The sequence below is a fragment of the Paenibacillus alginolyticus DSM 5050 = NBRC 15375 genome (assembly GCF_000422905.1).
In the GTDB taxonomy this organism is placed as follows: domain Bacteria; phylum Bacillota; class Bacilli; order Paenibacillales; family NBRC-103111; genus Paenibacillus_E; species Paenibacillus_E alginolyticus.
The window spans coordinates 205,226-217,820 of the sequence record NZ_KE383948.1 but is presented as its reverse complement, the minus strand read 5'-3'; the positions used below and the strand labels follow the sequence as shown (position 1 = coordinate 217,820).

Annotated in this window: 8 protein-coding genes; 5 read left to right on the top strand and 3 right to left on the bottom strand. The window is 44.1% G+C overall.

The window, feature by feature from the left end; translation table 11 throughout:
• On the top strand, window positions 1–200 hold a 200-nt coding region (locus tag G519_RS51865; protein ID WP_208860937.1), incomplete at its 5' end, for a hypothetical protein.
• A 26-nt stretch (window positions 201–226) separates the two neighbouring features.
• Here G519_RS51865 and G519_RS0139205 read toward each other — a convergent pair.
• Window positions 227–1,312 (bottom strand): PAS domain-containing sensor histidine kinase, encoded by a 1,086-nt coding sequence (locus tag G519_RS0139205; protein WP_029199167.1) that lies wholly within the window; start codon window positions 1,310–1,312, stop codon window positions 227–229.
• A 146-nt stretch (window positions 1,313–1,458) separates the two neighbouring features.
• The gene (locus G519_RS0139200) at window positions 1,459–2,016 is read right to left on the bottom strand and encodes a class I SAM-dependent methyltransferase (protein ID WP_051254141.1); all 558 of its coding nucleotides are present in this window, start codon (window positions 2,014–2,016) and stop codon (window positions 1,459–1,461) included.
• A 234-nt stretch (window positions 2,017–2,250) separates the two neighbouring features.
• On the opposite strand from G519_RS0139200, the gene G519_RS0139195 reads away from it, so the two are divergent.
• The 4 genes from G519_RS0139195 (at window position 2,251) to G519_RS0139175 (ending at window position 5,791) form a co-directional block, all read left to right on the top strand.
• On the top strand, window positions 2,251–3,123 hold the full coding sequence (locus G519_RS0139195) for a pentapeptide repeat-containing protein (RefSeq protein ID WP_029199165.1): 873 nt from the start codon (window positions 2,251–2,253) through the stop codon (window positions 3,121–3,123).
• A 256-nt stretch (window positions 3,124–3,379) separates the two neighbouring features.
• Window positions 3,380–3,781, top strand: a complete 402-nt coding sequence (locus G519_RS0139185; protein WP_029199164.1) for an NUDIX hydrolase — start codon at window positions 3,380–3,382, stop codon at window positions 3,779–3,781.
• Window positions 3,782–3,840: 59 nt separating this feature from the next.
• Window positions 3,841–4,770, top strand: coding sequence for an alpha/beta hydrolase (locus tag G519_RS0139180; RefSeq protein WP_409372038.1), 930 nt, complete (start codon window positions 3,841–3,843; stop codon window positions 4,768–4,770).
• A gap of 244 nt (window positions 4,771–5,014) precedes the next feature.
• Entirely contained in the window at window positions 5,015–5,791 is a 777-nt protein-coding gene (locus G519_RS0139175) for a DeoR/GlpR family DNA-binding transcription regulator (protein ID WP_029199162.1), read from the top strand.
• Window positions 5,792–5,946: 155 nt separating this feature from the next.
• On the opposite strand, the gene G519_RS48315 is transcribed toward G519_RS0139175, so the two are convergent.
• Window positions 5,947–12,444 (bottom strand): S-layer homology domain-containing protein, encoded by a 6,498-nt coding sequence (locus tag G519_RS48315; protein WP_051254139.1) that lies wholly within the window; start codon window positions 12,442–12,444, stop codon window positions 5,947–5,949.
• Window positions 12,445–12,595: the final 151 nt, after the last annotated feature.

The window sequence follows — 12,595 nt, the reverse complement described above, 5'->3', positions numbered from 1 at the left end:
CTTTGACTCGGTGGATCTGCTCCATGCTCTTCATCATCCTTTCTCCTCCTTGCATCTCTGCAAGAAGAATTGTACGTCAATTGGATGACCGAAAGGGGCTGAAATATCTCAAATACCACAGAAGAATTTCCAGCTCAGACCAGGGATTTTTCGATGATCATACCAGGGAATTCCTGATGATCACACCAGGGATTTTCTAATGATAAAACCATCCCTTTTCATTTGATCATAAACAGGCTGGTATGTCTGGATCTATATCTATATGTATTTGAACGTTATAGAGATGAGCATGTGGCTGCAGAAAACCAACTACACTTTTGACAAGTCCTAGGGAAGTGCTCTCCATGTAACAATTCAGATGTGGTTTAGCTAACATCATGAATTCGTTGACGACATAGTTGATATGTTCTAACTCTTCCAACATGACATCAACGTAGTCGGCATTTTTAGCCTTAAGTAATTTTACAAAACCTTTCAACGAAGTTAAAGGATTCCGTATATCATGCGCGATCCCCGCTGCCAATTGACCAATGAGTGACAGTTTTTCTGATCTAATAAGGGCTTCTTCAGACTTTTTGCGCTCAGTGAGATCACGTATCACGGTCTGCACGACAGGAACTCCCATGTTTTTGTGGACATAAATGGATGATATTTCGGCATCAAAAAAAGTGCCATCTAACTTTCGCAGTTTTATTTCCATAAAATCCGTATAAGAATCCGACTGCATCACATACTGAAGCCGCTCCAAAATAAAATCCTTGGCACTTAAACAGAAAAAATCATATATTCGTTTCCCCTTGAAGTCGTCTGAAGAAACACCACCAAACAGTGAACAACAGGCATCATTCACAAACTGAATAAGACCATCGTTATGCAAAGCAATAGGTTCTGGATTAAGTTTAATCAGCCTTCTAAATTGTCTTTCTCTTTCTAAAAGCTCCTCATCGGCTCTTTTCTTTTCACTAATGTCCCTTTCCACACCAATAAACCCAATAACAACTCCATCGCTATCTTTCATTGGTGAGACCGTAACATTTGCATAAAAGGTAGAACCATCTTTTCTTAGTTTTAACGCTTCGAAATCCGAGCTTTGCTCCCCATCTATTAATGACTGATATAGCCGAAGCGCATCTTCCTTATATTTATCAGGAGTCATCGGCAATACTTTCCCGATCACTTCTTCTCTTGTCCAGCCATGTAATTCTTCAAACTTCTTATTCACCTCTAAAACTTTCCCATTCACATCAACAATAACAATTCCGTCTGAGGTTAAATTCATAAAGGAATCAATTAGATGTTCTTTCAATTTCAAGAGTAAGCATCCCCTTATCTCCAAACAAGTGATTGTAGCTTATTCGTCTCTAATGGAAAAAAACCTCTATTCCAGATGTAATTTTCAAAAAAATATTATTATATATCCACTGCCGCCCTCAACTGGTTACGCGAATGCACTTATACTCACATCTGTTTTTTTCTAGCTTCAACGGTTATAAAAATATTTCCTACGTGCTTGTTTATTTCAATTATTTCTATATCTTCTTGTTTCAGTAAATGAATGGTATCTCTGTTCAAATGACACCCATCACAAGCTCGCTTCCATATCGGTGTCAGGAAATCTTGTAACTTCCCCAAAAGGCTATTTTCATGCCGAACATGTTCAAATAATAAAATGGTTCCAGTAGGCTTACAAACTCTACTAATTTCCCTGATCGCTTCGACTGGGTTCGGTATCGTACATAAAACTAGTGTCCCAATCACAGTATCAAACGATTGCTCTGAAAATGGCAATTGCTCAGCGTTACCTTCCATGACATGGATAGGAGTTTTGGCAGCGGCAGCTCGCTCGTACGACGTCTTCCTTAGAAATGGATTCGGCTCAATTGCTGTTACCGATACATCCTTATAGAAGCTGAAATTAATTCCTGTTCCGCTTCCAATTTCCAACACGTCTCCCTTTGCTTTGCTAATTAACTCGGAGCGAATATGTATAAATCTTTTAGTTTCCAAGGGTTTCATAAGTCTATCATAATTATGAACGAACCAATTACTGCTGATGGTTATCTACTCCTTCGTTTAAGCCCTCTCCTTGTCATAGTAAAGGATTGACAGAAAAAAATTTCAGTAATACTATAATAGAATTGAAAAACCATTCATTTTTCATACATATAAAAACGTTCTATTACCATCCCATAACCTTGCTAATTAAACTAGACAAGTATGAGAAATTGGTGTGGCGGAAGGAGGCCAACAGTGTCTGAGAATCACGAGTATGCAGAAACTTTAAACGGCAGAAATCCCCTCAGTCTGCAATCCGACTGCGAGAATTGCTTCGGCTTGTGCTGTGTCGCACTGCCCTATGCAGCTTCGTCAGACTTCGCGATTGATAAAGACGCCGGCCAACCCTGCCCCAACCTGCAGCCTAACTTCCGCTGTGGCGTTCACAATAACCTCAGACAGCTGGGCTTTCGAGGTTGTACGGTTTATGATTGCTTCGGCGCAGGACAAAAGGTTTCCCATGTCACCTTCGGTGGAAACGACTGGCGTCAAGTTCCAGGGTCTGCGAAGCAAATGTTCGAGGTTTTCCCGATCATGCGTCAACTCCATGAGCTGCTCTGGTATTTGACCGAAGCGCTGACGCTGCAACCGGCCAGTTCTATCCATGGTGAACTGAGCTTAGCGCTCGACGAAACGGAACGCCTCACTCACCTTAGCAGCGACTCTCTCATGAAACTGGACGTGGCAGCTCACCGAGCCAATGTCAATGTGCTGCTTCTAAGGACGAGCGAGCTCGTTCGTGCCGAAGCCTCTCCCAAGCAGCCAAAAAACGCTGGACGTCAGAAAACCTACGGTCGAGGAGCCGACCTCATCGGGGCCAATTTCAAAGGCGCCGACCTCAGAGGCGCTAACTTAAGAGGGGCATACCTTATTGCAGCTAACCTCAGAGGTGCCGACCTGAGAGTAGCAGACCTCATCGGGGCTGATTTCCGGGACGCTGATCTTAGCGGTGCAAACCTAACCGATAGTATTTTTCTTACCCAAGCCCAACTTAACGCGGCGAAGGGAGATGGCGACACCAAGTTGCCACCATCCCTCACTCGACCAGCGCATTGGTCCACTTTCTAGAGCATAAAGCAGCATATAATGAGGTCAGCCAGTTTATACGGGTTGACTTCTTTTTATTTAGCTATCCAGGTGCATTCGTCCATTTCCTTACCCGTCCTGCACTATATTCTATTTCGGTTTTATCTCTTGGAATTCCTTTTTCAAAATAATCTCCCGTTCCCATAATCAAAAGCCCCCAGCAGAAGTCTGATCAATGATTACACTCTTGTATGCCATTATGCTATAATTTCAGAAAAATAAGTTAAGGGAGTACGGGATGACTACATTCATAGATAAAATTGCATGGATATACGTTGTTGATGGTCAAATATTAGGTGCTCGTTCCAAAGGAAAAGACATCTATTATCTACCTGGAGGAAAAAGGGAACCCGGTGAAACCGATATCGAAACTCTTTTACGAGAAATAGAAGAGGAATTATCCGTTCGCATAAAGCAAGAAACCGTCTTGCATTTTGGAACGTTCGAAGCTGGGGCTCATGGTAAATCGGAAGGTATGCAAGTAAAAATGACTTGCTATACGGGGGATTTTGACGGAGATCTAAGATCAGCTTCTGAAATAGAAGAATTGGACTGGTTAACCTATCAGGACCGGGATCGTGTATCTCCTGTTTGCCAAATCATTTTTGATAAATTAAGAGAGATGAAGCTGCTTTCATAATCCACTTCATCTGATTTAACTCGGTAACATGTAATAAGAAAGGGTGTTTGTTGTTGATTTTGTTGTTAATCGCTGCTTTAGTGGCAGTGATCTTTCTTATCCTCGTTTCCGCAAGCTTTTATTTCTACCGTGTTGCCATTGCCTGCACCTACAAAAGCTTTTTGAACAACAATCCCGATCTAGCTGTTACTACAAGCGTCGAAAATCCGCTTAGTGGCAACGAAAACTGGTGGATTGAGCAAGCGCCTGCAGAATGGAGCATAACGTCCAACGACGGTTTAAAACTCCATGCTTACTATATGGCTGCCGATCAACCGACGGATAAAACGGTCATTCTCGCTCACGGATATGCTGGACAAGCTATGCAGATGGGCAATCTAGCGCAAATGTATAGGGACACATTAGGCTTCAATGTCCTCCTCCCTGACGCCCGCGGGCATGGGCGAAGCGAAGGCCACTATATCGGTTTCGGTTGGCCTGAACGCAAAGATTACGTCCAATGGATCAACAAAGTTATCGATCATTCGGGTGAACAATCGAAGATCGTCCTTCACGGTGTGTCAATGGGCGGAACGACGGTAATGATGACCAGCGGCGAGGCTTTACCGTCCAACGTCAAAGCCATCGTAGAGGATTGCGGCTATAGTTCTGTTAAGGACCAACTGGCTTACCAGTTGAGGAGAATGTATCGGCTCCCGGTATTTCCGCTGCTTCATTTAACTAGTCTATTAACCAAACTTCGAGCCGGGTATTTTTTCGGTGACGCTTCGGCTATAGACCAAATCCAAAAATCCAAAACACCGATGCTATTCATCCACGGCGGCGCTGATTTGTTCGTGCCGTCCGAGATGGTTTACGAATTGTTCAAGCATGCTCCCTCGGCAAAACATTTATTGATCGTACCTGGTGCAGGACACGGGCTGGCCCGACACTCGGATCCGGTGAGGTATGACCGTGAAGTAGCCCAATTCATCGGTGAGTATGTTTAGAGGATTAACGGCAAATAAATGGAGGCTGACTCAAAAGGTTAATAAGCGTCTTTAGAAGAAATCTTGTTCATAGAACGAAACGCCAGATTCGTGAAGGTAGATGGGCTATCCTACTGGTCCCCCACCTTAAAACGTGAACAAACATGAACATTCATGAAAATAATCATTTACATAACCGATTAAACATGAATATAATGGAATTATCATCGGTAATCGATGAAATTTTCGATTGGAGGTAGGTACCATGTTTTCTGAAGAAAGACGAGAGGAAATCCTAAGACTTCTTCATAAGAACGGACGAATACTTGCAAAGGAGTTAGCAGATATGTTTGAAATGTCGATTGACTCCATTAGAAGAGACCTTTCGATCATGGAGGAAAAGGGATTACTGAAGCGCACGCACGGAGGCGCGGTTCCCGTTGGAAAAGTAAGAAATACACCAACCCCAGATCTATCACTACGCTATGGAGAAGGCACCCCACTCCAAAATGCCATTTCAAGGAAAGCTGCCGCTTTTATTCAAGAAAAAGATACTGTTTTTATTTCAGGTTCAGGTATTCATTATGGTATGTTGAAATATCTCCCCGAATTTCCATTCACTGTTGTAACCAATTCAATTAAAATTGCGGATCATCTGAAAGAGCGGACAAACATTGAAACCTATCTTGTCGGAGGCAAAGTAAAGCGTTCAGGCAATATAACAGATTCCTTAGCCTATGATTTTATCCGTCAATTCTCGTTAGACCTTTGTTTTATTACGGGTGGCGCCATATCCAAAAATGGCATTAGTACAGCAACTCCTGAAGTAGCCAGCTTAGGAAGAAGTGCCATTGAAATATCGAGGAAAACAATTTGCTTGGCTCCCCATGAGAAATTAGGCATAGATGCCTTTGCAAAGCTGGTACCTATTACACCAATTGACATACTCATTACAGATGAAGAAGCAAATATTGAAGCTATTGAGGATATTGAAAGTAAAGGAGTTAAGGTCATCATTGCAAAGGTTGGTGAAGGAGACTAATGGAAGGAAGTAAAACCATAAGAAAGGAATAGACGTTTCCCTTCGCACAGGACGTCTATTCCTCAGACCTGGAGCCGTTAAACGGCTCCTTTTTAATTATATAGCATGAGATGATTTTCTATAAGCTTTATTTCGACTAGTCGTGAGATGGTAAGCTATTTATTGATCAAATTCATTGCCTGTAATGTACGGAGCAGCACCACGACAGATTCTGCGCGTGTCGCTAGATCCCCTGGCGCTAGCACCTTTGACGCTTTGCCTTGCATAACACCATAGGAAAGGACTTTCTCAAGTGCGTCCTTAGCCCAGCTGCTAATACTTCCTGCATCCTCAAAAAGGGATAGTCTGGCACTATTTCCTGTTAATAGCTTTGGATCTGAGGTATGCAATTTCATCGCTCTTGCAACCATCACGGCCATTTGCTCACGAGTAATGGTCTGATCTGGCGCAAACGTTCCAGTGTCATAGCCATTCACGATCCCATATCCAGCTGCCGTCAGCACACTGTTGTAATACCAATCCTTGGCGGTAACATCTTTAAAGTTAATTGTTGTTGAGCTTTTCAAGGATAGTCCCAACGAACGTACAAGCAATGCCGCGAATTCGGCCCTAGTAACGTTTTGATCAGGGGCAAAGTTCGAATCCGCTCTGCCATTTACGATAAGCTTGGAGGTAAGTAGTTCAATCTCTGTCTTCGCCCAGTGAGTCTGGATATCTCCAAAGGTTTTTTGACTTTTGGCAATGGTGTAGATACTGTTGCTAGTGCTTTCAATCGTTACTTTTGTTTTGCCGCCTTCAGAGGCAATAATGGCAGGCACATAACGAAATTCACCCGTTTCCGGATTGTAAATAACGGCCGTGGTCGACTTGTTATCCAGGATGCCGTCAACGGTAATCGTTCTGGTTACATAGATTTGCCCAAAATGTTTGATCTCGTCTTGTTTGTCTCCGGCTTGCAGCAGGATTTCAAACCGAATAGGTGTATCTAAAAGCTGCATGTTCGCACTTTGCGCATTTTTCATAATAGCTTCAGCCGTAGTTGAATCGACCTTCTCAATCTTGATAAGCACCATACTGCTGGCAAAATCGAGCTGGAGATCATTATTTGCTGCAATCAGCTCAATATTGATCGGTAATGTATAGCTCACATTTTGAAACTTGATCACGATTTCGGCCTTAGGCATTTGCTTAGCTGCTTTGAGTAAAGTGCTGCCGCTGATCTCTACCCATGCGGAGCTTTTCGACGAATCAGCTTCTACAACTATTTTCTTTTCATTCGCCGCAATCGCATTATCAAACATCTTATCATCCAGCTTCGTTATTCCTGGGCTTGTCGTTGGCATTGGGTTGGCGTATGAACCTGTGTCAGGGTCTGATGGGTTTGGTATCGTCGGCTTCTTCGTGCTCGCAAATCCATCATGAATCTCAAGCATGGAAACATTTTCCCCGGCATTGTTGGCTACATCGCCTAACCGAGCGTTGCGGATGATAACATTATCAACAGTCAAACTGCCGGATATCGTACTAGCAATTTCAAAGCCCGAAGTACCTGCACCGTCAATAACCATATCTTCAAAAGTTACATTGCTTAGCGGTGAAGTCCCTTGAATAGAAACCCCTTGATAGGTGCTATCCAGTGCTATGTTATCTTTCACTATCACCGAACTATGAATCGGTTTGGTATCGGCATAGATCCAAATCGCCCCAAAATTCAAGTTCAAGCCGGCATCACGACTTCCCGTCCGTATCAGCGTGTTGCGTTCAACCCGTGTAGTTCCGTCTAAATCCGTAACCGGACTAAACCGAGTGGATACCGCGATTCCGCCACCAAGACCAATCGTATCAGTCAGGATATTGTCTTGCATTTTATTGTTTTTTCCTCCGAAAACGACCATATTGTCTGCTAGCCACGGCAGTTGAACCGTATCGAAGCGGAATGTGTTATTTTCGGTATAATCCGATGGGTAACCTTCCGTTAACGTAGACCACATGGCGAGACCATCGTCACCTGCGTATCTAACATTGGATTGTTCGACCATGCTGTTTTTCGTATTAATACTGAAGTTAATCCCATCTGCCATTAAGTTGCGCATTCTTAAACCTGCCACATAAAACTCATTGGTAAAATTATCGCTGTTTAAGCCAAATTCTTGCTTAGGTCGCGCAATCCACATCGCTGTTTTGGTATGTTCGATCCATACGCTTTGTATGGTGGAACCCGTTCCAAAAGCTCCCTCGAATCCGTTCGTATGCGCTGCGTCATCGCGAATGTTGAGCTCCCCGTCAATGGCCAAATCGTAGACGCGAATATGGCTGCCGTTACCGAAAAATTTGGCTCCTTTTAACGTCGTATACCACATGCCAGCTCCACGAATTGTAATATCGTCAAGCAAAAAGTACATCGAGCCATTATTCATCTCAAATGTGCCAGCAGGGAACCATACGCCCTTATGCTGAGCTTTGGCAGCCGCCATAGCATCTTTAAAAGCTTGCGAATCGTCCTGCCCATCATCAGGTACAGCGCCAAATTCGGTTATTGAAACAAAACCAACAGGACGCTCATAGGCCGCGGTTGGAGCTTGCTCCATTTCAGCAAAATCAATGATATAAGCATCTGCTGTGCTGGCCGCATCCTTTTGCAGCTTGATGACGGCTCCCGCAGGCACTTCGCCGATTAATGCATGGACTTCATCAAAGAAGCGATGAGCGCTGCCTTGTGAAGGATCATTCGACCAAGGATAGTTGCCGTATTCCCAAGCATATTTGGATGTCAGCTGTAAGTCTTTCACTTTCATATCATTCACATATAAGCCAAGAGTCGTATTGATGCCATCGCCATAAACACTGTCTGCAACGGAATACCTGAGCACAATGGAATTTGCAGGCTTGGCGAGGGCAAACTGCACGTATTGTCCCGTCTGATCCAGCCTTACCGCTTGTCGGCCAGATGCTTCAGAAGCCATCTCGTGATACACACGTGTTGGTCCGATAATCAAACCATTCGTATCCGCATGTTCAGCCTCGTAAGTCGTGTAAGGTTCGATAGAGCCTCGATATGCTTTGTTCACCGCATGATGGACGGTAAGAGAATCGATGGCGATATGTCCACTATCGGCACTTTGTAGTTCAAGCGAAACCGAGTTATAGCCTGCTCTGAGCGGCAGTGATACCGTTAGCTCCTTCCACGAATCCCCAGATTCTGTCGCTCCAAAGGCGAGCTGTTGAACGGTTAAGCCATTCACATATAGACTCAATGTCTTTGAAACTGTTGAAGGATTAGAGTAACGAATCGTTGCGCTGTAGCTGCCCGCTGTCTGGGCGTTAACAGCGAAGATCGCTTTTGCGCCAATATTTACAAACTGATCGATGTAGCCTGTTCCCGAGAAATTATTACTCACGGACGATACGGCTGCACCTCCAGCAACAAAGGCATTCTCTGCTTCGTAGACGGCATCTCCCGCAACAGGTTCAACCATCCATTGCACATGATCTTGATGGGTATTCGTTGTTCCTGCTTTAGCTGTACCATCTTCTTCATAGAGATAAAGGATGGGGCCAGCCGGGCTGCTGATTTTTTTGTAACCCAAGTAATCTTCAATCGTCCATTGGCTGCGCAAATTGCTTTTATTGTCATCACGGCTCGTAATGGATTGTCCTGGGCTGTTTGCTGAGATGAGATGCCCCGTAGCCCGATTTTTAATTAGCTTACGGCCGTTAAAATCTTGTAAGAGCCACTGGGCAGATTCGTTCTGTGCTTCACTAACCAAACTTATTTGTCCTGCTTGCTCAACCAGATATTGCTTTGAAGCTCTATTATAGATTCGTACATAATTAGAATCGTCAAATACCTTAGTGCTCGTATTCAAATTTCTAACTTCATTGGAAGGAGGAACTTGGGCTTCTTGCGTGGTTGTTTCAAAAATCCATTGCAGCGTTCCAAATGAATTCGGATACAAGCCTCGCTCCGGGTAACCGACGCCATTTTGAACATTCACATACTCGTCATTAAAGCTCGAATGGTTGCTGCGGATTAAGTAGCTGGTTCCACCCGTGTTGCTCTCGATCACCCACTGTGCAGCAGAGCCAACGTTTGCTGCTTCGACGCTCTCAATATAAGCGTAATCGGTATTCATAGCCATGTAATGCCCTGTTGCCACATTTTTAAGCCGCTGAATACCGCTGCTTGTTTCAATGATCCATTGCGAATATCCATTGTTCTCAGCAGGTGTGCCATACATGACGATCCCTTTATTGTTTTCGTACAAATACTTGCCGTTCGCCGAATTTTTGATCCGTATGTGGCCTTGTGGAAGAGACAATGGGAGGCTAGGTGCTATCTCCAGCTTAAATTGTGCACTATCCTGAGCCGCAACGTTCTTGTTGGCTTGGGCATAGCCAGTATGGTCCTTCTCATTGACATAGTGCTCGCCCGTCCAACCGCTTCGGAACACTTTGTACCCTGGCGTTTGCGCATCCTCGATATACCATTTGGGGCTTGCTATCCCCCAGCTTAAATCGACAAACATACTTTTCAGAGGATCCTTTTGGGTATCGTTCGCGGGATCAATGCCTTCCATGGCCATATAATGCCCTGTCGCGCGATTACGGATATATTGCGGTCCGCCCCCAGCGCTTTCCATAAACCAATGCGCATTTGCGTCGGTAACATCCGGATTGCCGTACTTGGTTTTACCGTTCTCTTCGTTTGCTTTCTTTTCCTCGAATAAATACGTATTCGTGTCTTTATTTTTCAGTAAAAAATAGTTGACGGAGTCGTCTGTCACATTCACGAACTTCCAGTGCGGACTTCCCCAGTTTCGGTTGATCTCGCCATATTCTGCGAACTTCGTTAAGTTCTGCAGATGGATGAATGTTTGATGATTGGGATCGTTGTTGCTATCTTTGACACTATGAATGAGTTTGGCCCCTCCATCCAAAGTTTCAATAACCCAGATCGCGCTGGTCCAGCTATCCTCCACGTTCGTAACCTTGATATGTCCTGAAGACATATCCTGCATGTTGATGTAATGGCCTGTGGCGTGATTTTTAATCCGCTTTCGACCTGCATACTTTTCGATAAGCCACTGCGCTCTTTGATCGTCTTGCTTGGCATTGCCGTATTTCAAATTGCCTTGCTCATCCTCGTACAAGACGAGCGATTGCCATTCGCTTTGAATTTGCACATATTGCACCCCTCCAGCTGCTGCCGAAGGATCCTCAAACAACCACTGTGCTGCATCCATCATCGGATTAATAGCCGCTGACTGAGCGAACCCTTGGCCATCTTTCATGTTGATGTAATGGGATGAATATACGGCACTTTGCACAGTCACATAATCATCATACTGATTAGAATTGGCAACAATCCATTGGTCACTGGTTGAGCTCGACGGTAAATTCAGACTTTGCAAAGGATCTGAAGCATGCACAGCGTTTTGCATAGAAACATAATTGCCGGTTGCAAGGTTGCGAAATCTTTTCTTCCCGTTATAGTCCTCCACTAACCACTGATAGACTGCATTCGTGACGCTGCCTGCTCCCAAAGAGCCGTACTTCACAGTCCCCTGATCTTCGTAAAGATACGTTTGGCTAATCGTTTGGTCTGTATAGCCTGCAATACGAACTGGAGGAACATCAGAAGCCATTTCCAACTTCCATTGGGCGTTATCTTTACTAGCGTTGGACCAGTTATTGGAACGGGCGGAAGTATCGTCAAATTGTGTATTCAGCACATAAGAAACGCTTCCAGCGTCAATCTCATCCGGGTCATTGGCTATTCGATCTGTGCCTAAAGCGTAAACATTCGTAAAAGTTACCCAATTCGATGACGTGCCTGCGGCCATAATCCACTCATTTTTTGTTGATCTGTTGAGATTCAAGCTTTTTATTGGAGCCCATAGTGTTCCTTGCGTAATGTAATGACCCGTAGCTCTATTTTTCAATCGAACGATTGGTGTTCCATTGTTTTCGGTCTTTATTTCTACGTACCAATGCGAAGTCTGATCGTTCGTTGGCATTTTACCAAACTCGACCACACCGTCTTTATTTTCAAACAAATATTGACCTGCCCGATACTGATTAAGAATACGAACTGGCTCCATCTCAGAAGCCGGCTCCAGCATCCATTGCGGACTTTCCCAGGCTGCGCCTATGTCCGAGCTGACTTCGGCAAAGCCCAGTTGGTCTTCCTCATGTATGAAGAGGTTCGTTCCCGGATTCGTAGCGCTTTGAATCGTTGTATAGCCTACCCTGCTTGCATCTTTGATGATCCACTGATCCATTGTTGAACTTGTTTGAATATCCCTACTTGTCAGCGCATCTTTCCTTTTAGCCACATTTGCTATTGTTATGTAGTGACCTGTCGCCCGATTCTTGAGCCGTTTGAAACCTTCCGTTCCCGGAACAGCTTCAATCTGCCACTGCGAGGTGGGGTCCGTAATATTCGTGAATCCATATCTGACAATGCCGCTTGAGTCTTCATAAAGATAATTGCTTTTCCATTTATTTTTGAGGCGTACAAAGCCTGTTACTGAATCCGCAGTGGAAGTATTTAGGTTAGAGGACGTTGAAGGTGCAGCGTAAGATTGGGTCTGAAAAGGCAGCACTAACAAAATCGCCAACCATAACAAAACGATTTTTTTGAATTGTGACATTCCGGTTTATACCTCCAAATGGATTGATTGCAAAGCTATTTCCATCAACCTGGCTTCGAATGAGTTGAACCTGTATACATATTCTTCTACGCAAATCCTATCGAGGGTTTTCACCACCTTTTCTCTTTTAAAATTAAGCAGAAATGTTAAT

Coding starts and splice junctions, on each gene's coding strand:
- G519_RS0139200 (WP_051254141.1), bottom strand. CDS start 2,016: ATGAAACCCTTGGAAACTAAAAGATTTATACATATTCGCTCCGAGTTA.
- G519_RS0139185 (WP_029199164.1), top strand. CDS start 3,380: ATGACTACATTCATAGATAAAATTGCATGGATATACGTTGTTGATGGT.
- G519_RS0139175 (WP_029199162.1), top strand. CDS start 5,015: ATGTTTTCTGAAGAAAGACGAGAGGAAATCCTAAGACTTCTTCATAAG.
- G519_RS48315 (WP_051254139.1), bottom strand. CDS start 12,444: ATGTCACAATTCAAAAAAATCGTTTTGTTATGGTTGGCGATTTTGTTA.